Origin of the sequence: Noviherbaspirillum sp. ST9 (genome assembly GCF_048799745.1) — a bacterium.
Taxonomy (GTDB): Bacteria; Pseudomonadota; Gammaproteobacteria; order Burkholderiales; family Burkholderiaceae_D; genus Noviherbaspirillum.
Genome location: NZ_JBLWFR010000007.1, coordinates 170,874 through 192,413, shown reverse-complemented (window position 1 = coordinate 192,413; position 21,540 = coordinate 170,874). Strand labels below are relative to the sequence as shown.

General features: G+C 59.5%; 21 protein-coding genes and 1 other RNA gene. 8 read left to right on the top strand and 14 right to left on the bottom strand.

Features of this window, described 5'->3' with window-relative positions:
* Positions 1-4: 4 nt before the first annotated feature.
* Positions 5-541 carry a peptide-methionine (S)-S-oxide reductase MsrA gene (gene msrA, locus ACNOHI_RS17505; protein ID WP_420475965.1) on the top strand — a complete coding sequence of 179 codons (537 nt, stop codon included), beginning with the start codon at positions 5-7 and terminating at the stop codon, positions 539-541.
* A gap of 2 nt (positions 542-543) precedes the next feature.
* Positions 544-960: an HIT family protein gene (locus tag ACNOHI_RS17500; protein ID WP_420475964.1), complete on the top strand. Its 417-nt coding sequence runs from the start codon at positions 544-546 to the stop codon at positions 958-960.
* Here ACNOHI_RS17500 and ACNOHI_RS17495 read toward each other — a convergent pair.
* From ACNOHI_RS17495 to ACNOHI_RS17485, 3 genes are all read right to left on the bottom strand, one after another.
* Positions 951-2,153: a class I SAM-dependent methyltransferase gene (locus tag ACNOHI_RS17495; protein WP_420475963.1), complete on the bottom strand. Its 1,203-nt coding sequence runs from the start codon at positions 2,151-2,153 to the stop codon at positions 951-953. The genes ACNOHI_RS17500 and ACNOHI_RS17495 overlap by 10 nt on opposite strands.
* A gap of 68 nt (positions 2,154-2,221) precedes the next feature.
* The gene (gene pdxH / locus ACNOHI_RS17490; protein ID WP_420476174.1) at positions 2,222-2,857 is read right to left on the bottom strand and encodes a pyridoxamine 5'-phosphate oxidase; all 636 of its coding nucleotides are present in this window, start codon (positions 2,855-2,857) and stop codon (positions 2,222-2,224) included.
* Positions 2,858-3,029: 172 nt separating this feature from the next.
* Entirely contained in the window at positions 3,030-4,190 is a 1,161-nt protein-coding gene (locus ACNOHI_RS17485; protein WP_420475962.1) for an MFS transporter, read from the bottom strand.
* A gap of 98 nt (positions 4,191-4,288) precedes the next feature.
* On the opposite strand from ACNOHI_RS17485, the gene tcdA reads away from it, so the two are divergent.
* Positions 4,289-5,119, top strand: coding sequence for a tRNA cyclic N6-threonylcarbamoyladenosine(37) synthase TcdA (gene tcdA, locus ACNOHI_RS17480; protein ID WP_420475961.1), 831 nt, complete (start codon positions 4,289-4,291; stop codon positions 5,117-5,119).
* Here the strand turns inward: tcdA and thpR are convergent, their stop codons facing one another.
* The 4 genes from thpR to ACNOHI_RS17460 form a co-directional block, all read right to left on the bottom strand.
* Entirely contained in the window at positions 5,120-5,701 is a 582-nt protein-coding gene (gene thpR, locus ACNOHI_RS17475; protein WP_420475960.1) for an RNA 2',3'-cyclic phosphodiesterase, read from the bottom strand.
* Positions 5,702-5,769: 68 nt separating this feature from the next.
* Positions 5,770-6,699, bottom strand: a complete 930-nt coding sequence (locus ACNOHI_RS17470; RefSeq protein WP_420475959.1) for a metallophosphoesterase family protein — start codon at positions 6,697-6,699, stop codon at positions 5,770-5,772.
* Positions 6,700-6,746: 47 nt separating this feature from the next.
* Positions 6,747-9,473: a bifunctional diguanylate cyclase/phosphodiesterase gene (locus ACNOHI_RS17465; protein WP_420475958.1), complete on the bottom strand. Its 2,727-nt coding sequence runs from the start codon at positions 9,471-9,473 to the stop codon at positions 6,747-6,749.
* 152 nt (positions 9,474-9,625) lie between these two features.
* On the bottom strand, positions 9,626-9,964 hold the full coding sequence (locus tag ACNOHI_RS17460) for a hypothetical protein (RefSeq protein ID WP_420475957.1): 339 nt from the start codon (positions 9,962-9,964) through the stop codon (positions 9,626-9,628).
* Positions 9,965-10,120: 156 nt separating this feature from the next.
* Here ACNOHI_RS17460 and ACNOHI_RS17455 point away from each other — a divergent pair, with 156 nt between their 5' ends.
* The 3 genes from ACNOHI_RS17455 (at position 10,121) to ACNOHI_RS17445 (ending at position 11,223) form a co-directional block, all read left to right on the top strand.
* Positions 10,121-10,300 carry a hypothetical protein gene (locus tag ACNOHI_RS17455; RefSeq protein ID WP_420475956.1) on the top strand — a complete coding sequence of 60 codons (180 nt, stop codon included), beginning with the start codon at positions 10,121-10,123 and terminating at the stop codon, positions 10,298-10,300.
* Positions 10,301-10,536: 236 nt separating this feature from the next.
* Positions 10,537-10,797: a hypothetical protein gene (locus ACNOHI_RS17450; RefSeq protein ID WP_420475955.1), complete on the top strand. Its 261-nt coding sequence runs from the start codon at positions 10,537-10,539 to the stop codon at positions 10,795-10,797.
* Between the two features lie 33 nt (positions 10,798-10,830).
* Positions 10,831-11,223, top strand: coding sequence for a PA2779 family protein (locus ACNOHI_RS17445; RefSeq protein ID WP_420475954.1), 393 nt, complete (start codon positions 10,831-10,833; stop codon positions 11,221-11,223).
* Positions 11,224-11,262: 39 nt separating this feature from the next.
* On the opposite strand, the gene ACNOHI_RS17440 is transcribed toward ACNOHI_RS17445, so the two are convergent.
* The 7 genes from ACNOHI_RS17440 to ACNOHI_RS17410 form a co-directional block, all read right to left on the bottom strand.
* Positions 11,263-12,447 (bottom strand): tetratricopeptide repeat protein, encoded by a 1,185-nt coding sequence (locus ACNOHI_RS17440; protein ID WP_420475953.1) that lies wholly within the window; start codon positions 12,445-12,447, stop codon positions 11,263-11,265.
* Positions 12,448-12,529: 82 nt separating this feature from the next.
* A complete protein-coding gene (locus ACNOHI_RS17435) occupies positions 12,530-13,543 on the bottom strand; it encodes a PEP-CTERM sorting domain-containing protein (RefSeq protein WP_420475952.1) in 1,014 nt (337 codons plus the stop codon).
* 350 nt (positions 13,544-13,893) lie between these two features.
* Positions 13,894-14,256, bottom strand: a transfer-messenger RNA (tmRNA) gene (gene ssrA, locus ACNOHI_RS17430).
* Between the two features lie 134 nt (positions 14,257-14,390).
* Positions 14,391-15,056 (bottom strand): HAD family hydrolase, encoded by a 666-nt coding sequence (locus ACNOHI_RS17425; RefSeq protein ID WP_420476173.1) that lies wholly within the window; start codon positions 15,054-15,056, stop codon positions 14,391-14,393.
* Positions 15,057-15,117: 61 nt separating this feature from the next.
* Positions 15,118-15,813: a bifunctional 2-polyprenyl-6-hydroxyphenol methylase/3-demethylubiquinol 3-O-methyltransferase UbiG gene (ubiG, locus tag ACNOHI_RS17420; protein ID WP_420475951.1), complete on the bottom strand. Its 696-nt coding sequence runs from the start codon at positions 15,811-15,813 to the stop codon at positions 15,118-15,120.
* Positions 15,814-15,968: 155 nt separating this feature from the next.
* Positions 15,969-16,616 (bottom strand): outer membrane protein OmpA, encoded by a 648-nt coding sequence (gene ompA / locus ACNOHI_RS17415; protein ID WP_420475950.1) that lies wholly within the window; start codon positions 16,614-16,616, stop codon positions 15,969-15,971.
* A 273-nt stretch (positions 16,617-16,889) separates the two neighbouring features.
* On the bottom strand, positions 16,890-17,558 hold the full coding sequence (locus ACNOHI_RS17410; RefSeq protein WP_420475949.1) for an OmpA family protein: 669 nt from the start codon (positions 17,556-17,558) through the stop codon (positions 16,890-16,892).
* Positions 17,559-17,785: 227 nt separating this feature from the next.
* Between ACNOHI_RS17410 and gyrA the strand changes: the two genes are divergently transcribed.
* Together gyrA and serC are read left to right on the top strand one after the other, a co-directional pair.
* Positions 17,786-20,422, top strand: a complete 2,637-nt coding sequence (gene gyrA, locus ACNOHI_RS17405; RefSeq protein ID WP_420475948.1) for a DNA gyrase subunit A — start codon at positions 17,786-17,788, stop codon at positions 20,420-20,422.
* Complete coding sequence (gene serC / locus ACNOHI_RS17400) at positions 20,422-21,513, top strand: 3-phosphoserine/phosphohydroxythreonine transaminase (protein WP_420475947.1); 1,092 nt, start codon at positions 20,422-20,424, stop codon at positions 21,511-21,513. The genes gyrA and serC overlap by 1 nt, the downstream gene beginning before the upstream one ends.
* Positions 21,514-21,540 lie beyond the last annotated feature (27 nt).

Here is a 21,540-nt window from a genome sequence, read left to right as displayed (position 1 = left end):
GATCATGGCGTCGGAAATCGCAACACTTGGCGGAGGGTGCTTCTGGTGTCTGGAGGCGGTGTATCAGGAACTCAAAGGCGTCCTGCACGTGGAGAACGGCTATGCCGGCGGCCATCTGCGCAACCCGAGCTACGAGCAGGTATGTGACGGCAACACCGGCCATGCGGAAGTCGTGCGCATCGAGTTCGACCCCGCCATCGTGACGTATCGCGAGCTCCTCGAAATCTTTTTCACCATCCACGATCCCACCACGCCCAATCGCCAGGGCAATGACGTCGGCACGCAGTACCGTTCTGTGATCTTCTATCATTCCCCCGAGCAGCATGAGATCGCGCGGCAGGTGATTGCCTGCATGGCCAGCGTATGGGATGCTCCGATCGTTACCGAGCTGGCTCCCGTGCCGGATTACTACAAGGCGGAAGACTACCACCAGGATTATTTCCGGCAGCACCCGTTGCAAGGCTACTGCGCCTTCGTCGTCGCGCCGAAGGTGGCGAAATTCCGCAAAGTGTTCGCCGACCGCGCCAAGTCCGAGGCATGACAATGAGCACGGTATTCGAACGGATCCTGAGCGGCGAGATTCCAAGCGCGCGCGTGTATGAAGACGAATACGTCTTCGCATTCATGGATGCCGGACAGGTCAATCCCGGCCATGTGCTGGTGGCGACCCGCAAGCCCTATGTCACGCTGATGGATGCCGACGAAGAATCGGCCGCCGCCATGATGCGCGCGGCTCGCCGCATTGCGCGCGCCGTCCAGGAAGCGTTCAAGCCGGACGGCATCACCGTCCTGCAAGCAAACAAGCCCGCCGGATGGCAGACGGTGCCGCACCTGCACCTGCACGTACTTCCGCGCTACGACAACGACGGCGTTGATCTCACCTGGCCACGCAAGGAACCGGGCATGGAGAAGCTGCGCGAATATGCCGCCATGATTCGCCTCGATAACGATCAGGCGTAGATATATCGGCGCGACCAGGGCAGGGTGGACGCATTGCGGTTTGCCTTGGTGCAGACCACCTGGTAGAGCGATACCCAATCCTGCGCAAAGGCATACGCGCATCCTGCCAGATAGACACGCCAGATCCGGAACCGCCGGTCGTCCACCAGTGTGCGAATCTGCTCGGCGCGGTCGTCAAAATTTTCCGCCCAGATGCCGCAGGTGCGCGCGTAGTGGCGGCGCAGGTTTTCGACATCGAATACCTCCAGTCCGCCGCGTTGCATTGCCGTCAGGACTGTTCCCAGATGCGCGAGTTCTCCGTGCGGGAACACGTACTGCTCGATGAATTCCCCGCCACCGAAGGCCGTCTCTCCATTGTCCGGATCGGTGGTGGTGATGCCGTGATTCATCACGATTCCGTCGTCGGCCAGCAAAGCGCGGAGCTTGGAAAAATATTCTGGCAGATGCTTCGCGCCGACGTGCTCGAACATGCCGACGCTGGTGATGCGATCAAAGGTGCCGCTGATATCGCGATAGTCTTCGAGGCGGATCTCGACGCGATCCTCGAGTCCGGCTTCCCTCACACGTTCGCATGCGAGATCGAACTGGTTGCGGGACAAGGTGACGCCGACGCACTTCGCGCCAAAGTTTTGTGCGGCCCGCACCACCAGCGCACCCCAGCCGCAACCGACGTCCAGCAGTGTCTGGCCAGGCTGTACCCGGATCTTGGTCAGGATGTGGTCGATCTTCTTCAGTTGCGCGGCGCCCAGGTCTTCGTCGCCGTTTTCGAAGTAGGCGCAGGAATACACCATGTATTCATCCAGCCACGCACGGTAAAAATCGTTGGAGACGTCGTAGTGGTAACGGATTGCCTCTTCATCGCGCTTGCGGGTGTGGTGGATGGTGCGCGTGATCCGCGCGAAGCGTCCCTCCGGACGCAGCGTATAGCGGGCGAGCGCACTGCCGACCGCAATGATTTCCTTGGCGCGTCCTTCGACCTCGATCTTTCCTTCGACGTAAGCCTTGCCGAGGTTGAACAGAGACGGGGTGAGGAGATAGGTGAGTGCCGACGCATGCGGCACCCGGATGGTGACTTGCGGTACCTGCTGGCCGAAATCGAGCTGCCGCCCGTTCCACAACTCAAGCCGCAGCGGCAGTGCCGCGTGGCTGCGTATGCCTTCGACCCAGTTTCCCAGGCGTTTTTCCCAGAACATGATCACACCTCCGTTTTGACGGATTGATCACACGAACCAGTTTCAGGTACTGCAATAAAAAAGAATCGTTACGGCTGCAAGCGTTGCAATTGCCAGCTTCCATCCGCCTGCCGCGTGTAGGCAATGCGGTCATGCAGGCGGGACGGGCGGCCCTGCCAGAATTCGAGATAGTCGGGCACCAGGCGGTAGCCGCCCCAGTGAGGCGGACGGACCGGATGGTCGCCGTACTGCTTTTCCACTTCCTGCACGCGCGCTTCCAGCACTTCGCGGCTTGCCACCGGACGGCTTTGTGCCGAAGCGATCGCGCCGAGGCGGCTCTTTACCGGGCGGCTGTTGAAGTAGGCGTCGTTTTCCTCGTCGGTGATGCGTTCCACGCGGCCTTCGATGCGTACCTGGCGCTCCAGCTCGATCCAGTAGAACAGCAGCGAGGCAAAGGGATTGCTGTCCAGCTCGCGGCCCTTGCGGCTTTCGTAGTTCGTGAAGAACGTGAAGCCGCGCTGGTCGACGTCCTTGATCAGCAGGATGCGCGAGGAGGGGCGTCCCTCCGCTGTCGCGGTGGATACGGTCATCGCGTTCGCTTCCGGCACCTGGGCGTCAATCGCCTCATGAAGCCATTTCGAAAACTGATCGACGGGATTCGGATGCACATCCGTCTCCGTCAAGCTTGCGCGACTGTAGTCCCTACGTAGATCCGCTATCGACATCATCTTCCCTGTTCATATTGTGTTGAATGCTGCACGAAGTGAATGGCAACTCATTGCATTTTTGATAATCATCAACAATGCCGATACACGCTGTTCACGACGCTTACCACCATACGTGCACGCCGTTTTTTTGCCTTGTCATGAATCAATTTTTGCGAAATCGCAAAGACGCCTATTCTGCCTTGGAAAGGAGCGTTTTGCGCCATGCGATTGGAAGACCGGCGCCGATCATGGCGGTCATTCCCCAAAAGACTGCTGTCAGGCCGAGCGCGGCACCCGCACCGCCGAACGCCAGCGGCAGGAATACCTGACAGGCATTGCCAATCGTGACCCGGATTCCGACTGCTTCGCCGGCGCGTCCGGCAGGGGCGACGTGATGCAAGAGTGCCAGCATGTTCGGTTGCGCGGAACCGACCGCCAGGCCGAGAATTGCCGCCACGATCATCAGCGACACCGGTTGGCGCATGAAAGGAAAGACGGCGTAGCAGAAAGCGGCGAGCACCAGCGCGCCGGCGAGCACCTGCCATTCATTCAGGCGGCGGGAGATCAGTGGCATGGCCAGGCGGACCATGAAGGTCGCCGCCGAGAAGCAGCCGAGGATGAGGCCGATGGTTGACGCGGCAAAGCCGGAGCGCGCACCATGGATCGGCAGCACGAAGGTGAACAGGTCCCATGCCGAAGAGAGCAGCATCCCCACAATGAAAATATGTCGCATGTCGCGCAGCCGGAGCAGGTCGAACGCTGTTCCCGTCGCAGCCTGCTCAGGCGTCGTTTGCCCACGTATTTCAGAAAGCTTGCCAAACAGTACAAGGGTAAACGCGCCCGCGGCAAAGCAGCCAAAGACGAGATAGGCTGCGTAATAGGGCGCGTCGTCAATGATCAATCCGGCAAGCACGGGTCCCGTAAAGCCGGAGATGGAAAATCCGAGTGCCAGCCAGCTGTAATTGGTCGCGCGCATTTCCTGCGAGCTGATTGCGCCGACGGTGTGTTGCGCGGCCACCTGGATCACCATGAAGCCCGTGCCGATCAGAATCGTGGCGAGGAAGAGCACTGGCATGCCGCCGATCATTCCCGGCAACAGGCATCCGGCGGCCATCGCAACGCTGCCCGCCATCATCGGTCGGAGAATGCCGATACGATCAATCAGCCTCCCCGCAGGAACGGCGCACAGCATGGGGAAAAGTGAAAAGAGTGCAATGAGGACGCCGACTGTGAACTCGGACGCATGCATGGACAGCGCATACAACGATGTCGTGATGCGCGCTCCTGCCAGCGCGATGTGTGCTGTCAGGGCGACAAGGATCAGGTGGAGTAGCGGTACGGAGGGAAACACGCTTCAACGATAACGCCAATGCTGGCACTGCCGCAATAAACAGAGAAAAATAATTCCACGTAAAAACACAGTGCGTTTCCGTCCGTTAAAATGGGAGGATGAACGCAGTCATCTCTCTCCCATCTTCGAATTTCTCCTCTGACAACGACATCGATTTCGAGCGTCGTTTCGGCGGCATCGCACGCCTGTACGGTGACGCGGCGCTGGCGCGTTTCCGTTCTGCACATATCTGTGTCATTGGAGTGGGAGGCGTCGGATCGTGGGTTGTGGAAGCCTTGGCAAGAAGCGCTATCGGACGCATTACGATGATCGATCTCGACAATGTCGCCGAGTCCAACGTCAACCGCCAGATCCATGCGCTGTCCGACACGATCGGCAAGGCAAAGGTGACGGCGTTGGCCGAACGTATTGCGCAGATCAATCCCTGTTGCGCGGTGCGTGAGATTGAAGATTTCATCACGCCTGAGAACCTCGACGAAATGATCGGCGAGGGTGGTTACGATTACGTGATCGACGCCATCGACAGCGTCAAGGCGAAGACTGCGCTGATCGCCTACTGCCGGGCCAAGAAGATCAAACTCGTCACGATCGGCGGCGCGGGCGGACAGACTGATCCGACGAAGATCGAGATCCGCGACTTGTGCCGCACGGAGCAGGAACCGCTGCTGGCCAAGGTGCGCAAGCGGCTGCGCGCGCTACACGGATTCCCGCGTGGCACGAAGAACAAGTTCGGCATTGACGCCGTGTTCTCCACGGAGCCGCTGCGCTTTCCGGAAAGCGCCGAAAGCTGCGACATCGATGCCGATGAGAAAACAGGCATCACCGGCCTCAATTGCGCGGGCTTCGGCTCGGCCATGGTGGTGACGGCATCCTTTGGCCTGGTGGCGGCATCGCAGGTACTGCGCAAGCTCGCCGCCGAATCAAACTGATCACGCGCGCGGCGCGTCGATTCCTGCCTGCCGGCCTTCGTCCGGCACCCACACGTCCTTGTCGATCACGCGGGACGCGAGAATCCGATAGATCGATCCTTCCGCTGTCGTTGTCGATTGCACCAGCGCGGCTTGCGTGACATGCCATTCGATCGGATCGAAGGCGAGGTCCGGTGGCAGTGCAGCGTCGCGCGCAAGCGTGACATGCGGCCGGTAACTGTGCTGGTCGTTGAAAACCACCTTTCGATCACGTAGATTCTCCACCAGCGCGTCATGCAGCTCAGTGAGCGCCTCGGGTGTATGCGTCGGCCCTAACCAGGCGATCCGGTTGCGTTGAAAGTAGCCGACGCGATCCAGCGTCAGCGTGAGGTCAGTGCGCGGGATGCGGGCAAGGATGTCCTTCAGGTCGGGCAGAAGTGCCGCCGGTTGCTGGCCGAGGAAGACCAGCGTCATGTGCAAGTTGGCGTACGGAATCCTTCTTCCGTACATGGGCGCCTGCAGCTGCTGCAACTTCGTTGATGTAGCGTCATCCGGCCAGAGTGCGTAGAACAGCCGGAGCGAACCTGGGTTTTTTGCCTTCATGTCGGTCCCTGGATGTCAGGTTGAATGTATTCCGGGTATGACATGCGCGACGCCATGTTGTGCCCTGTTCAATGGCAAAGGGCTGCACCTCGGTCCGTGAAGCCGCCTTTCTCGACGGGAAGAAATTCCCATTCGTACCCGGCTTGCTTCAATACCAGTTTCAGCACGCCATGGGTGGAGTTGTCCGAGACCTCGCTATGAAAGCGACGGAATCGTATCGGCGTGAGTTCGGCTCCGCCTGTCCCTACGACAAACTGCCGGATCCCGTGGTCCGCGTCACGCCGCCCTTCCGCATCCTGCGGCGCGAACCGTTCATAGTTGTGGTCGTGCGCGGCGAGGACGATTTCCGCCCCGGCCGCGTGCAGGATTGCCCATGCTTCCTGCATGCGCTTGTCATTGCCGTGTCCGCCTGAGCTGTACAGGGGATGGTGCCAAAACGCGAGCGTGCATTTGGCCGGGTTCCGCGCGAGTTCGTCCTTCAGCCATGCGATCTGCATGTTGTGTTCGGCGGGCTTGAGGTAACTGTTGAGCGAAATGATGCGCCAGCCGCCATGCGTGAAGCTGTAGTACCCGCGTCGTCCGGGGCCAGCCGCGTCGCCGAAGTAGGTGTAGTACCCCGCCGAGTAGGGTGTGTAGTAATCATGATTGCCGGGCGACGGGCGGGTGCGCTGCTTGAACTGTCCCCATGTCGGCGCGTAGCACTCCTCGAATTCGCTCAACCGGCCGACCGGGTAGGAATTGTCGCCAAGCGTCAGGACGATGGCGTCCTGGTCGGAAGCAAGACCCGCGGAAATGATCGCTGCCGTCTTCGCGGCGCCGCTATCCTCCGGGCGGATGGACTGGCAGGATGCGATATCGCCGGCCGCATAGAGGCTTGCCCCCGTGTCTGCACGCAGGATGGCTTGCGCCTGTTCTTCCCGCATCCGCTGGTCGGACTGGCAGGCGACGAGCAAGCAGGCAAGTGTGCAAAGAGGAAAGAAGCGCGCGCGTGCTGCCATTTCACTCCCGTTGGGTTTGCCGTGGAATAAAAGCCTAGTGTAGTTGATCAGGCAGCGGGCAGAATCGCCGCGTCGGCAACGGGCCACAGGTGCCGGCGTTGCATCAGGACCTGTGCTTCCTCTGCGGGGACGGGACGTGAAATGTAGTAGCCCTGGATTTCGTCGCAGGAGAGCGACTGCAGGACGTGCAATTGTTCTGAAGTCTCCACGCCTTCCGCCACGACGCTCATCCCCAGCGCGTGCGCCATGGACATGATCGCGCGGAAGAATACTTCGCCCTCGGCGCTGGTGCAGAGTTGAGCGGTGAAGGCACGATCGATTTTCAGGCCGTCCAGGTCCAGCCTCTGAAGTTGCGACAGCGACGAATATCCCGTTCCGAAATCATCAACGAAGAGCTTGATGCCTAATGCGCGCAGCGCGGAGAGTTCGGCCGCAACTTCTTCCTGCTCACCGATCATCAGCGATTCGGTGATTTCGATTTCCAGCAATTCGGGACGAACGTTGTGTCGTGCAAGGCAGGCCGCAATCGTTTCGCGCACATCACCGTGGTTGAACTGATAGGGGGAGACGTTGATGGACACCGGTACGACGGGAAGACCCTGTGTCGTCCATCGTGCGATTTGGGCGCAAGCCTGTTCCATCACAATTTCGCCAAGCTTGAGGATCAACCCCGTCTCTTCAGCGAGCGGAATAAATGACAGAGGCGGCATCAGTCCGAGTTCGGGATGCTGCCACCGGACCAGCGCTTCCATGGCCCGGAGTTCACCCGTCGTCGCGCTCACGCGCGGCTGGTAATGCAGGACGAACTGGTCTTGCAGCAGCGCTTGCTGCAGGGCGCGTTCCATGTCCAGTCTTGACTTGAGCATTTCCGAGAGGCTGGCTTCATAGAAGCGGAACTGCCCCTTGCCCTCGGACTTGGCCTGGTACATGGCAATGTCGGCATGCTTGAGCAGTGTTTCCGCGTCCAGGCCATCATGCGGAAACAGGCTTACGCCAATCGACGCGCTGACGAAGTTCTTGCCGCGTGCAAGGTCGAACGGATGATGGAAGGCCTCCGCAATGCGTCCTGCAACGGCGGCGGCATCGTCTTCCTGCTCTACCGGTTCCAGGATCACGGTGAACTCGTCGCCGCCGAGTCGAACCACATGGTCGGTCGGGCGCACGACCGACTTCAGGCGCAAGGCAGCGGCATGCAGCAGTTCGTCGCCCGCCGAGTGACCCAGCGAGTCATTCACATTCTTGAAATTGTCGAGGTCGACGAACAGTAGCGCGAGCATGTTGCCGGAGGTGCGCGCGTTCTCGAGGGCCTGTGGCAGGTACTTGGACAGCCAGTTGCGGTTGGGCAGGGCGGTGAGCGCGTCCTCGTTGGCCATGCGGGACAGCTCGCGCTCGTGTGCCTTGATCTGCGAGATGTCGCGGAACGTGATTGCCAGGCCAGTACCGGAGCGCACCAGGCGGCGGTGCACCCACTCGATCTTGATTGGGCTGCCGGGCGGGATCTTGATTTCGTCTTCGTAGTAGCCGGATTCAATGGCACTGCAGTATGTCTGCATCAGGACTGGAAAGTATTCTGCGCTATTGAGCACGGAAGACTTGGCACCAACAAACTGCTCGCGCGTCAGGCCGTAGAACGACGCCCCGCGCACATTGCAGTCCACGACTTCGAAATCGACGATGGTGCCGGACTTGTCCCGCATGGCGCGCAGCATGTAAAAGCCTTCGTTGCCGCCTTCGGTCGCCAGCCGGTAGGCTTCCTGCACCTCCGCTTCCTGGTGTTTGCGCCATGCAAGGCGTGCCGACAGCAAAGTGGCCACGACAGCGAAGAGGAACAGGAAGAGGGTGCCGGCCGTCGCCATCGCCATGTTGTTCCTGCGCGTCTGCCAATAGGGGGCGAAACGCTCCTCCTCGGCAAGCCCGACCATGGCGATCAAGGGGTAGGTGCCAAGCGCTACCATCGATGAAAACCGCGGGCGGGCGTCGGCAAACCAGTCGGCGGGGAGCAGCCCGCTACTGCCGTCCAGCCTGTCGAGCGCAGGCATCTTCCGAAGCGCATTGCCGTCGTGGCCTGCCGCCTTGCGGCCGACGTCCCCGATGGTGGACATCCGAAGAACGCCGTCCGTTCCGATAATGGCCAGCAGCCCGGATTTTCCCAGGCCTGAGCCGTCGTAGAACGAGGAAAAGGATAGCGGTTCGACCGATACCAGGACCACGCCGTCGAAGCTTCCGTCAGATTTTTCAAGCCGTCGGGTGAACTGAATTACTTGCCTGCCAGAAACACGCCCGGTGCTCGGGGCACTGATGCGCAATTCACGCGAGCGGTTTTCCCGGTGGAAGACAAAGTATTCCCGGTCAGTAACAAGTGGCGGCAATTGTCCCAGCGGACGGTTCCCGGTAATCGGCCGGCCCTCGGGACCAATCACGGTCACCAGAGCGTAACGGTCGATTGGGAAAAGGCCTTGCTCTGCAAGCGCCTCCAGGCTGAGCAGAGAGTTTTCCCATTCATATTTGACGAGCAGCGTAAGATGATCGATCTGTTCGACCGAACGGGTGAGGTACTGCGCGTAGGCGGTTGCGAGGGTGCGCGCTTCCTGCGATGCACTCCTTTCCTCGCTGCGGTGGTCTTCGGCGGACTTCGCGAGGACGGAAACCCACATGAAGATGCCGAGAAGCAGGCATAGCACCGGCCAAACAGCAATGAAGAGGATATTTTGTTTCAGGAAGTCGGGTTTCCTGAGCAGGCCGCCAGGCCGTAGAGCATTGCGCGTGCTGTTCATTGAGCTGCCGAATGGTATCTGGGCTCCTGCTCGGAACATCGGCACCTCGTCCCAAATGTCCGATTGCAAACAGGAAACTTAACATACCATAAGGCCCGGCCCGCTGCCATTGTGGCCATCAACAATCGGAGAACGGTGCAGAACCGGTCATCCTAGAATTCGTGCTCATCGAAGGCCCGGCGGGCACGCTCTTCAGCCGCCGCCCAGGCATCTGCCTCTGTTGGGAACGTCCCGGCCGGTATGTATGTTTCTGCAACTTCCGGCTCCCGCGCGAGGCGCACGTACACTTGTGCCTCAAACGTGCCGTCCGGCTGGGGAAGCGCGACGATCCGCGCCAAGTGCGTGCCGCTCTGCATCATCCGGCCTTGCGGCGCCTCGCCGTTACTCTCGCCCAAGGATTGTTCATCTCGCTCCACGTCGCGTTGTCCCAAGGATTTGTCGCCGCTGCCGATATCTGCTTCGTCCATCAAGTGCTTCACTTGCTGTCCCATGCCTCTCTCCTGTGCGTCTTCCCCTGCACGGCTTGCCGGGGCCTGTCCATATGATGAAATGGCATCGTGATAGTTCTTGCAGGGAGCTTTCGCCTTGCGCCGCCAATGCGTTCGAACCATCAGGAGGAGCACTCGTCTAACTTTTTTGGAGGCGATATGGATACCAGGAAAAACGTTCCTGCCGAGGCAGGGATGAGCGACAGCGAGAAAGCGCGTACCAAGGACAATCCGATTGGTATCGACGATATCGGCTTGCCTTCCGGCATTCGAAAGGACGAGGTCGGGCGCCTTGAGGACATCCGCCCGGATCCTGGCAAGACGACCGACAAATCCTGATGGAGAACCAGCAATGCTCCCATCCCCCGAACGTCGTCCGTACGGGGCAAGCACAGAGCCAGACCGGGAGGACGGCAGCTCGAACGTATCGTCAAGCACATCGAGCCGCCACAGGACGCGACGCGACCGACGATGATGTCTAGGATCCCGGCCGCATGACACCCGGCGTTACGCCAACCGATAACCGGTCTTGAACAAGAATCCTTAGCGGGCGCGTGGCGCCCACGGAGCAAAACATGGCAAGCAAGGAAGAATGTGACCAGTACGCAGCTGAACTTACACGCCGCTTCGATGAGTTTGTTCAATGGGCGCTTGCGAACTGGCCGAAATCGGAGTTCCCGCTCCTGTCGTCCGACTTCGCGGAATCGCGTCGAGAAATCAGCCAGATTGCCGGACGAAAGCTCGGAGATGCAGACGAGCAGGACGAGCTGCCAAGGCCGGCATTCGGCAACGACGACCGCCAGTTCCGGGACACCAACCCCATGCCTTGGCCGTGACCCAAGCAGGATGTTTCTTACCGAGAGGAGAGCATGATGCAATCAATGAAGCGCGCCTTTGTCGGCGCATTGCTCGCCACCTTCAGCTTTGTCGGCTTCACGCAGACGGTACAGGCGGCCATGATCGGCACGGAACAGGTCCATGCGGCCAACCTCGCGCGCAGTGATCATGCAAGAATTAACGCAGCACTCGACCGCCCCGAGGTGATCGCGCACCTGGAACGCATGGGTGTGAGCCGTGAGGATGCCCAGACCAGGGTGGCAGCACTAAGCGATCAGGAAGCCGGGGTCCTCGCATCTCAGATCGATGGCCTGCCAGCCGGTGGTGACGTTGTTGGCGCGCTGGTGCTCATCTTCGTCGTTCTGCTGGTCACCGACATCCTCGGTCTCACCAAGGTATTCCCGTTCACCCGGTCGCGGCGATAAATGCTCGCACGACGCGTGGCGCCGCGGAGGCACCCGCTGTCAGCGCGTTTCAAGCTGCCTGATGCGCAGCGAGACATCTTCCGCCTGGGCGAACTGCGGATTGGTTGTGATAACACGTTTCAATGCCGCGAGCGCCTCCTTCTTCTGGCCGGCTTCCGACTTGGCGATGCCCAGGTGGTATAGCGCGGACAAGGAGGCTTGCTGAGATGCGGTAATGGATTCGAGCAAGGCAATCGCACCCTTCAGGTCGCCTTGTGCGCGTTTCGCCCAGGCGAGGGTGTCCACGAAGTCCGGATTCCGTGGCGCAAGCTCAACAGCCTTCTGCGCCCATTGCACCGCCTCTGGCAGTCGTTCTCGACGTTCCACAGCCATCCACGCGAGATTGTTATACGCGACAGGGAGTTCGGCGTTCAGCTTGATTGCTTCCGTGTAGGCAGCGTAGGCCTCAGCCCACTGCTTCGCTTGTTGATAGATCATGCCAAGCTGTAGCGGTACGGTATAGAGGCCGGGGGCCAGCTTTTTTGCGGACTGAAGTGAAGCAACGGCATCGTCCAGCTTGCCTTGTGCCGCTTGCGCCTGACTCAGACCAATCAAGGCCAGCGGATTGTCGGGACTTAGCCGTGCGGCTTCCTTGAAGCTGGCCGTTGCGCGGGCAAGGCTTCTCGTCTGCATGAAAGCATGCCCGAGGCCAAAGTGAGCGCCGCCATGTTGCGGACTCAGCTTCACGGCCTTCTCGAACATGCCGACCGCGCGCACCGGTTGATTGGTCGCGTTCAGGTAAAGTTCGCCGAGGTCGAGTACTGGAGCCGGTAACTTAGGATCGAACTCGACAGCCTTCAGCAGGAATTTCTCTGCACCTTCAAAGTCGCGCCGGGCGTACAGCAATCGACCCATGGCGAGCTGGCTCTCGGCGCTCCGCGGTGCAGCGTCCGTTGCCTTGCGCACCCACTTCTCCACATCGGCGTCGTTCTTCCGCAGCCGCGCGACTTCGGCAAGGCCCAGGAGCGGTCCTGCAGCCCCTTTCTCCTTTTCTGCCGCTTTCAGAAACAGCAATTCGGCGACATCCAGGTTCTTGTCATTGAGCGCTTGCAAGCCTTGGTCGTACTCAGACCGCGCACTGGCCGACGTCGGCGCAGAAGTTGCAGAGGGAGTGAGCGTCAGTGCGAGCGCGGGAAGTGTACTCAGGGCTAGCAGGACAGCGGAAAGCAAGGCATTTATGCGCATGACAAAACTCGATAATGGTTGTTGGATGACACCTGCCTCTGTCAATGCATGACGGAGGCAGGTGGGGAACTACGCGGACGTATTATGCAGCGCGCTTTTGCTTGCGGCGGAAAGCGGCGAGGCCGGCAAAGCCGAGACCAAGCAGCGCCATCGAGCCGGGTTCAGGTACACTGCGCGGCGGTTGCAGGACACCGCCCTTGGAGCCGAAGCCGAAGATAAAGGTATTCGGCTTGCCACCGGCAGGATCAGTACTGGTTTGACCAAGCGAGTACAGGCCGGCGCCAACACTGCCGAGTGCAGCCAGGGCATCGCTTTCGTTCCCTGCTGCGCCGTAGAAGGTGGTGAACAGCTTGGTGGCACCGTCGACGAGGCTTTCGAATTCGAAGTCGAACAGGGCGCCATGATCGCTGGGGCCGCAATCCGTAAAGTTCGTATTCACCGGGCAAACCAGGCTGCGCAAATCGCCGGAAAGCGGGTTTGAACTTGCGAAGCCGTTGTCGCCGGTTCCGCGGATGTTGTTACCGTTTGCCAGGCCGAGCGCTAGGGGTACGCCGTTGATCGTGACATACTCGTCAAAGGCAGTCGGTTCCACATCCCAGTCCATGACGCGGCGATACACGAGGTCGCCGGCAGCGATCGTGCTGCCCGAGATGTTCTTGATGCTGACATCAACCTGGTAGAGGTTGGCAGTGGTGCTCGGGTGGTAGTAGTGGGTGATCTCCAGGGAGGAGCCGACGCGAGTGATGGATGTTGCCGTGGTTGCCGTAGACGCAAAGCTCACCAGGCTGAGGCCAGAGGTGCCAGCCGAATTGTTCGCATAACCGCTGATTCCGCTCGAGACGAGGCCGACACCCCATCCTTCGCAGAGGCAACCGGGAGCGGTGGCTTCACTACCGGTCGCGTTGTAACGCAAGCCCACATAGGAGGTGCCGCCGCTCGAAGGGGTACCTGGAACATTCAACTGTCCAAGGTCGTCGACACCAAGGGTCACCGTCCCGTTGGTGATGACTGCAGCAGCGTGGCTTGGCGCCGCGACTGCCAGAAGACTGGCTGCAGCAACGAACGCCGCCGCCATTCCTTTAAGTTTCATCGTCATGTATTTCTCCTGTAAGTTTTGATTACTCCCCGTCGAATTCGCGTGAAGCGTTGCCATAAAAGCAATATGAGTGCCAATTTGATAACTTATTGATAAAAAATAAATATTTCCGCCGCAAAGATTGGCGAATGACAAAAGGTGTAAGTTTTTCCGACGGTAACTCTTGGTGAATAACGAGAAGGCCGGCCAACACCTACGGAGGCGGAAATCGACGATGCCGAAGCCGCAGCTCCCGGAATTGGGCGGAACTGCGGCGGAAGGGCACGAAACAAGTGCAGAAAGCAAAAAAGCCGCAAACCTGAACGGAATTGCGGCCTTTTAGGCAACTTGCAGCAGCGTGAAAAAGAATTTGGTGGAGACGGCGGGAATCGAACCCGCGTCCGCAAGCCCTCTACAGACAGTTCTACATACTTAGCGCTGCCATTTGTTTTAACCTGAGCGACGCGGACGCGCACGCTTCGATCAGGCGAGTCACCTTGGATTTAACTCCAAGCCAAGTGACCCGGCCTGAAGCGATTCCCTGTAAATGACCCTACGTGCTGTTACCAGCCCACCCCAGGGAAGAGGTGGTGTAGGGCTAGCCGGTTATTAAGCGGCCAGAGCGTAACGTTCGTCGTTAGCAGTTATTTCATTTCCGGTTGGATTTACGAGGTGACCAGCCCTCGGTATGCCCTGCGCTGCTTTGTAACCCACGTCGAAACCAGGTCGTCCCCAAAACAGTACTTCTATTGTATCTCACCAGATGGTGCTGCCCGGAGTGAATTCAAGACGTCGCATGAAATAAATCTCGCGCCCTGCATACGCAAATTCGGTCAAGCCGCATCAGAACGTGCGCCAATCGGAAAGTTCAACTGGAGCCAAGGACAAGTTTCAGCACCTCGAGTGGCGACGATGCAATGGCATCGGCCTCCCAGGTCGCCGGTTCGGCGTGACCGCAATAGCCCCATGCGGCACCTACCGTTGCCATGCCCGCCGCGCGGCCAGCCTCGATGTCGCGCAGGTCGTCGCCCACGTACCAGCATTCCAGGGGAGAAATTCCAAGGCGCTTTGCGGCTTCAAGCAGTGGGGCGGGATGGGGTTTGGAATGCGGGGTGGTATCGCCGGAAATGACGCAACCGGCGTGGTGCAGTCCAATGCGGGGGACGAGCAGGTCCGTGAAGCGTGCCGCCTTGTTCGTGACTATGCCCCATGCAAAGTTCTGCGCCTGCAGTCCCTCCAGCAAGGCCTGGATGCCCTCGAAGAGCGAGGTGTGGACAGCGATCGCGCCCTCGTAAGTGTCCAGAAAGGCCACGCGAAGTTCTTCGTAGCTGTCGTCGCCCGGCTTCAGTCCGAAAGATGCGCCGATCAGTCCGCGTGCGCCAGCCGACGCGACCGGGCGAAGCTGTTCATACGGAGTCGGCGCCAGTCCGCGGTCCGTTCTCACCTTGTTCATGGCGGCTGCGAGATCGGGCGCGGTGTCGGCGAGCGTGCCGTCGAGGTCGAAGAGGACGGCGCGGGGCTTGGGAAGTGTCATGGTGATCGAGTGGCTGTAGCGTTCGTGCGGCAATAGCACGAACGCCCTTTGTGCGGGAGGGTCAAGCGGGACGGGTGCACGCAACGAGATAGTTGACGTCGGTGTCCTGGTTCAGCGAGTAGATCTTGGTTAGCGGGTTGTACGTCATGCCTTTCAGTCCGTCGACTTGCAGGCCGGCATTCCTCACGTATTGCGAAAGTTCGGCCGGCGTAATGAACTTGGCATAGTCGTGCGTTCCCTTGGGGAGCATGCGCAGCACGTATTCAGCGCCAATCACTGCAAACAGGTAGGCCTTGGGATTGCGGTTGATGGTGGAGAAAAACACATGTCCACCGGGCTTGACGAGGGTGGCGCAAGCCTGAACGATCGCGGATGGATCCGGGACATGTTCGAGCATCTCCATGCAAGTGACGACATCGAAGCTGCCTGGTTCGCGCGCAGCAAGCTGCTCGGCCGCGATCAGCTCATATCTGACCTGCACGCCGGATTCGAGGCTATGCAGATCGGCGACCTTCAGCGCTTTCTCTGACAGGTCGATACCGGTCACCTTGGCACCTTTCCTTGCCATTGACTCTGCAAGGATGCCGCCACCACAGCCGATATCGACGACGTTCTTGCCTGCAAGCGGCGCGCGCGCGTTGATCCATTCCAGACGGAGCGGATTGATTTCATGGAGTGGACGGAATTCCGAGGTCGGATCCCACCAACGGTGGGCGAGGTCACTGAATTTTTGAAGTTCTAGGGGATCGGCGTTCATAGGCTGAATGATAGCTGGATTGGGGCGGTTTGCGGGGTGGGGCTCACTCTCGGGAAGTGCAGGAATGTCAACAGCGGGTTCCGTGATAGGTCACCTGCAATTGCGCAGCCATAAAAAAACCCCGCCGAAGCGGGGTTTTGCCTCAGGCAAATCGATTATCGGGTACGGGTACCGACAACTTCGATTTCCACGCGGCGGTTCTTGGCGCGGCCAGCGGCGGACTTGTTATCAGCAACCGGTTGCTTTTCGCCCTTGCCTTCGGTGTAGACACGGTTCGGCTCAACACCCTTGGACACCAGGTATGCCTTGACGGCTTCTGCGCGGCGAACCGACAGCTTCTGGTTGTAGGTATCGGAACCGACGGAGTCGGTGTGGCCGACGGCGATCACGACTTCCAGGTTCATGCCCTTCAGCTTGGAGGACAGGTCGTCCAGCTTTGCCTTGCCGTCCGGCTTCAGGACTGCCTTGTCGAAGTCGAAGAAGGTGTCAGCGGCGAAGGTGACCTTTTCGGAGACCGGAGCGACCGGAGCGGGTGCCGGTGCCGGTGCCGGAGCGGGTGCAGGCGCGGCAGCCGGTGCCGGGGCGGCCGGCTTGACGATTTCGCCATCGCAGCCGCCGACTGCATCGGCCGGAGTCCAGGTGCCGGTCCTCCAGCACAGGCCGAACGGGTCGCGTGCGATCACGCCACGGCCATCTTGCAAGTACGCGCTATTCGGGGTCTTAGCCTGGATGTCCTGCTGTGCGGATGCAGAGAACGAAACTACTGCGGACGCAGCAAAGACGAGTTTTGCCAAATTATTCATATTTTTCCTCTTGGTTGAGATATCCGCAGACGAACTGCGCAACAAATACTACGTTTTTAAACCTGTAGGTGTGAGCTATTAGATCATTTTTTTGCAAGGTTGTTCACTTGCAATGCTCTTTAGTTAACTACATTTTGCCATAGCAGCGCATGCCATCGATTACTGCTAAATCAATCAGCAGGCGATTTTGACAGTCCGTTGTGTTTTTGCAACGGACTGTCAAATTAGACTAGCAATTTTTCAGAAATTTCTTTTGAAATTGCCAAAATTGAATTACTTCGCCAAGCCACGCACTTCGATCACGACGCGGCGGTTCGGTCCGAGGCACTCGATCAGTTGCTTGCGGGGCAGCTTGTCGTCGCAAGCCTTGATCGACTGGGTCTTGCCTGCGCCCAGCGTGTCGATTTCGGCAGTCACGCCCTTGCTCTTCAAGTATGCGGCAACGGCGTCAGCGCGCTTCTCGGACAGCTTCTGGTTGTACTGATGCGTACCGAGGCGATCCGTATGGCCGGTCACCATGACAATGTCCACTTTGCCGCAGGTGCCAAGCTTCGCGATCGCTTCGTCATCGATGCGCTTCTTAGCCGCCGCGTTCAGCGTGGCCTTGTTGAAGTCGAAGGTCTGGTCCGCGCCGAGGGTGACGGCGAAATCGCAGCGCTTCGGCGCTGCCGGCGCAGGCGCGGCAGCGGGGGCGGGTGCGGCAATCGCAGGCGCCGTCGGCTTTGCGACCGGAGGCGTCAGTTCGCCGTCGCACCCTGCGACTGCATCGGCCGGCGTCCAGGTACCGGTCCGCCAGCAAAGGCCGAACGGATTGCGTGCGATAACGCCGCGCCCATCCTGCAGGTAAGCGCTCTTGTCAGGGTTGGCCTTGATATCGGTCTGGCCGATTGCACCGGTTGCGGAGAGGCCGATCGTGGCGGCGAGGGCGAGGTGTTTGAGCATAGTTTTTTTCCCGTGGTGATTATTATAAGAATGCCAATTAACGCAATGAAACATTTTATTTAAACATATTTTTCCTGTATTCGCCTTCGATTGGAGCAAGGAATGCCGCCTCCAAATCCAACGAGGGCGGAGTGTGAAGGCCGCCATGCTAAAATCCAATGTTTGGCATCGCGGATTTTCAGCGATGCCGGCATCTCGAACCTCAGCACACACAAGCCGACTCGCCAATGGATCAATTCGCCAAAGAGACAATCCCGATTTCCCTCGAAGAAGAGATGCGCAAGAGCTACCTCGATTACGCGATGAGCGTGATTGTGGGGCGTGCGCTTCCCGACGTGCGCGACGGCCTGAAGCCGGTGCATCGCCGCGTTCTCTTTGCGATGCATGAAACAAACAACGTTTGGAATCGTCCCTACGTGAAGTGTGCGCGCGTGGTCGGTGAAGTCATGGGTAAATACCACCCGCACGGCGACCAGGCGATTTACGACACCCTCGTTCGCATGGCGCAGGATTTCTCGCTGCGTTACACGCTGGTCGACGGCCAGGGCAACTTCGGCTCGGTCGACGGCGACAACGCTGCGGCAATGCGTTACACCGAGTGCCGCCTCGACAAGATTTCCAGCGAGCTGCTGGCGGACATCGAGAAGGAAACGGTCGACTTCGTGCCGAACTACGACGGCAAGGAGAAGGAGCCGTCGGTACTTCCTACGCGCATTCCCAACCTGCTGATCAACGGCTCGTCAGGTATCGCAGTCGGCATGGCGACCAACATCCCGCCGCATAACATTTCCGAAGTCATCAACGGCTCGCTGCACGTGCTGCGTAACCCTGAGTGCACGATCGATGAGCTGATCGAACTCATCCCCGCGCCCGACTTCCCGACTGCGGGCATCATCTACGGCGTGTCCGGCGTGCGCGATGGCTATCGCACCGGCCGCGGTCGCGTGGTGATGCGCGCGAAGACGCATTTCGAGGAATTCGGTAAGGACAACCGGACCGCGATCATCGTCGATGAGCTGCCGTACCAGGTGAACAAGAAGTCGCTGCTCGAGCGTATCGCCGAGCTGGTGCGCGACAAGAAACTGGAAGGCATTTCCGATATCCGTGACGAGTCTGACAAGTCGGGCATGCGCGTGGTGATCGAGCTCAAGCGCGGCGAAGTGCCGGAAGTGGTGCTCAACAACCTGTACAAGCAGACGCAACTGCAGGACACCTTCGGGATGAACATGGTCGCGCTGGTCGACGGCCAGCCGAAGCTGTTGAACCTGAAGCAGATGCTGGAGTGCTTCCTGTCGCATCGCCGCGAAGTGGTGACGCGTCGTACCGTTTTCGAACTCCGCAAGGCACGCGAGCGTGGGCATGTGCTCGAAGGTCTTGCCGTCGCGCTGGCAAACATTGACGACTTTATTGCAATCATCAAGGCGGCACCGACGCCGCCGATCGCTAAGTCCGAATTGATGGCACGCGCATGGGACTCGTCGCTCGTGCGCGAAATGCTCGTTCGCGCAGCCGGTGAAAACGTCGGCGGGGCGGACGCTTTCCGTCCGGAGAACCTGCCGAAGCACTACGGCATTCAGACGGACGGCCTCTACAAGCTCTCCGACGACCAGGCGCAGGAAATCCTCCAGATGCGCCTGCAGCGCCTGACCGGTCTCGAGCAGGACAAGATCGTCAACGAATACAAGGAAGTCATGGCGCAGATCGCCGACCTGCTGGATATTCTTGCCAAGCCGGAGCGCGTGACTGCCATCATTTCCGACGAACTGACCGCCGCCAAGAACGAGTATGGCGACGGCGCAAAGGACACCCGTCGTTCCACGATCGAACTGAACGCGACCGATCTCGAAACCGAAGACCTCATCGCTCCGCAAGATATGGTGGTGACGCTGTCGCATTCCGGTTATATGAAGTCCCAACCGGTGTCCGAATATCGGGCGCAGAAGCGTGGTGGGCGCGGCAAGCAGGCCATGGCGACCAAGGAAGACGACTGGATCGACCAGCTCTTCATCGCCAACACGCACGATTACATCCTGTGCTTCTCCAATCGCGGCCGTCTGTACTGGCTGAAGGTGTGGGAAGTGCCGCAGGGTTCCCGCAATTCGCGCGGCAAGCCGATCGTCAACATGTTCCCGCTACAGGACGGCGAGAAGATCACCGTCGTGCTGCCGCTCTCCGGCGAGAACCGTACCTTCCCAGAGGACCACTATGTGTTCATGGCGACCAGCTTGGGTACCGTAAAGAAGACGCCGCTGACCGAATTCAGCAATCCGCGCAAGGCCGGCATCATTGCCGTGGACCTGGATGAGGGCGACTTCCTCATCGGTGCGGCGCTGACGGACGGCAAGCATGACGTGATGCTGTTCTCGGATGCCGGCAAGGCGGTCCGTTTCGATGAAAACGACGTTCGTCCGATGGGTCGCCTGGCGCGCGGCGTGCGCGGCATGAACCTGGAAGACGGGCAGCAGGTCATCGCATTGCTGGTTGCGGAAAATGAGCAGCAATCCGTGCTGACCGCGACCGAGAACGGCTTCGGCAAGCGCACGCCGATTACCGAGTACACACGCCACGGCCGCGGTACCAAGGGCATGATCGCGATCCAGACCAGCGAGCGCAACGGCAAAGTCGTTGCAGCCACATTGGTTGATACGAGCGACGAAATCATGCTCATCACCACTGGCGGCGTACTGATTCGTACCCGCGTGGCAGAGATCCGCGAGATGGGCCGCGCGACACAAGGCGTCACGCTGATCGCTGTCGAAGACGGCACCAAACTGAGCGGCCTGCAGCGTATCGTTGAATCGGATGCCGAGGAAGAAGCCGGCGTCGAAGGCGGTGCGGTTGAAGGTGCCGGAACGGAGGAGTAATGACGCGCGTCTATAACTTCTCCGCCGGCCCGGCAGTTCTGCCGCAGGAAGTGCTGCAGCAGGCGGCCGATGAAATGCTCGACTGGCACGGCAGCGGCATGTCCGTGATGGAAATGAGCCATCGCGGCAAGGAGTTCATTTCAATCTACGAAGCGGCGGAGCGCGACCTGCGCGAGCTGCTTTCCGTTCCGTCGAACTACCGCATCCTGTTCCTGCAGGGCGGCGGAATTGGTGAGAACGCGATCGTGCCGATGAACCTGCTCGGCACGAAGTCACAACCCGCCGTTGCCGATTTCATTCACACGGGTTCGTGGTCGGGCAAGTCGATCAAGGAAGCGAAGAAGTATTGCAACGTCAACGTTGCCGCTACTTCCGAAAGTGCGAAATTTGCGTTCATTCCGCCGCGTGATGCGTGGAAGTTGTCAAAGGACGCGGCCTACGTTCACATCTGCACCAACGAAACGATTGATGGCGTCGAGTTCCAGTACGCGCCCGACGTCGGTGACGTACCGCTCGTGGCAGACATGTCGTCACACATCCTTTCGCGTGCGATCGATGTGTCGAAGTACGGCGTCATCTTTGGTGGCGCACAGAAGAATATCGGCCCCGCAGGCCTCACGATCGCCATCGTGCGCGATGACCTGATTGGTCATGCGCTGCCAATTTGCCCCTCGGCTTTCGACTGGAAGCTCGTCGCCGAAAACAATTCAATGTACAACACCCCGCCGACCTACGGCATCTACATCGCTGGACTGGTGTTCCAGTGGCTGAAGAAGCAGGGCGGCGTTGATGCGATGGAACAACGCAACATCGCGAAAGCCGCGCTGTTGTACGACTATCTGGATTCGACCGATTTCTACAGCAATCATATTGCGAAAGATTGCCGCTCCCGCATGAACGTGCCGTTTTTCCTGAAGGACGAGTCGCTGAACGACGCTTTCCTGGCCGGCGCGAAGGAGCACAACCTGTTGCAACTCAAGGGCCACAAGTCCGTGGGCGGCATGCGTGCATCGATCTACAATGCGATGCCGATGGAGGGCGTGCAGGCGCTCGTTGATTACCTCAAGGAATTCGAGAAGAAGCACGGTTAATGCCCTTCCGGCGGCGGATTTTTACGA

Bases quoted from the DNA above. Each gene is read 5' to 3' on its own strand.
- msrA (WP_420475965.1), top strand. From the start codon at position 5: ATGGCGTCGGAAATCGCAACACTTGGCGGAGGGTGCTTCTGGTGTCTG.
- ACNOHI_RS17500 (WP_420475964.1), top strand. From the start codon at position 544: ATGAGCACGGTATTCGAACGGATCCTGAGCGGCGAGATTCCAAGCGCG.
- ACNOHI_RS17495 (WP_420475963.1), bottom strand. From the start codon at position 2,153: ATGTTCTGGGAAAAACGCCTGGGAAACTGGGTCGAAGGCATACGCAGC.
- pdxH (WP_420476174.1), bottom strand. From the start codon at position 2,857: ATGTCGATAGCGGATCTACGTAGGGACTACAGTCGCGCAAGCTTGACG.
- tcdA (WP_420475961.1), top strand. From the start codon at position 4,289: ATGAACGCAGTCATCTCTCTCCCATCTTCGAATTTCTCCTCTGACAAC.
- thpR (WP_420475960.1), bottom strand. From the start codon at position 5,701: ATGAAGGCAAAAAACCCAGGTTCGCTCCGGCTGTTCTACGCACTCTGG.
- ACNOHI_RS17470 (WP_420475959.1), bottom strand. From the start codon at position 6,699: ATGGCAGCACGCGCGCGCTTCTTTCCTCTTTGCACACTTGCCTGCTTG.
- ACNOHI_RS17465 (WP_420475958.1), bottom strand. From the start codon at position 9,473: ATGAACAGCACGCGCAATGCTCTACGGCCTGGCGGCCTGCTCAGGAAA.
- ACNOHI_RS17460 (WP_420475957.1), bottom strand. From the start codon at position 9,964: ATGGGACAGCAAGTGAAGCACTTGATGGACGAAGCAGATATCGGCAGC.
- ACNOHI_RS17455 (WP_420475956.1), top strand. From the start codon at position 10,121: ATGGATACCAGGAAAAACGTTCCTGCCGAGGCAGGGATGAGCGACAGC.
- ACNOHI_RS17450 (WP_420475955.1), top strand. From the start codon at position 10,537: ATGGCAAGCAAGGAAGAATGTGACCAGTACGCAGCTGAACTTACACGC.
- ACNOHI_RS17445 (WP_420475954.1), top strand. From the start codon at position 10,831: ATGATGCAATCAATGAAGCGCGCCTTTGTCGGCGCATTGCTCGCCACC.
- ACNOHI_RS17440 (WP_420475953.1), bottom strand. From the start codon at position 12,447: ATGCGCATAAATGCCTTGCTTTCCGCTGTCCTGCTAGCCCTGAGTACA.
- ACNOHI_RS17435 (WP_420475952.1), bottom strand. From the start codon at position 13,543: ATGACGATGAAACTTAAAGGAATGGCGGCGGCGTTCGTTGCTGCAGCC.
- ACNOHI_RS17425 (WP_420476173.1), bottom strand. From the start codon at position 15,056: ATGACACTTCCCAAGCCCCGCGCCGTCCTCTTCGACCTCGACGGCACG.
- ubiG (WP_420475951.1), bottom strand. From the start codon at position 15,813: ATGAACGCCGATCCCCTAGAACTTCAAAAATTCAGTGACCTCGCCCAC.
- ompA (WP_420475950.1), bottom strand. From the start codon at position 16,616: ATGAATAATTTGGCAAAACTCGTCTTTGCTGCGTCCGCAGTAGTTTCG.
- ACNOHI_RS17410 (WP_420475949.1), bottom strand. From the start codon at position 17,558: ATGCTCAAACACCTCGCCCTCGCCGCCACGATCGGCCTCTCCGCAACC.
- gyrA (WP_420475948.1), top strand. From the start codon at position 17,786: ATGGATCAATTCGCCAAAGAGACAATCCCGATTTCCCTCGAAGAAGAG.
- serC (WP_420475947.1), top strand. From the start codon at position 20,422: ATGACGCGCGTCTATAACTTCTCCGCCGGCCCGGCAGTTCTGCCGCAG.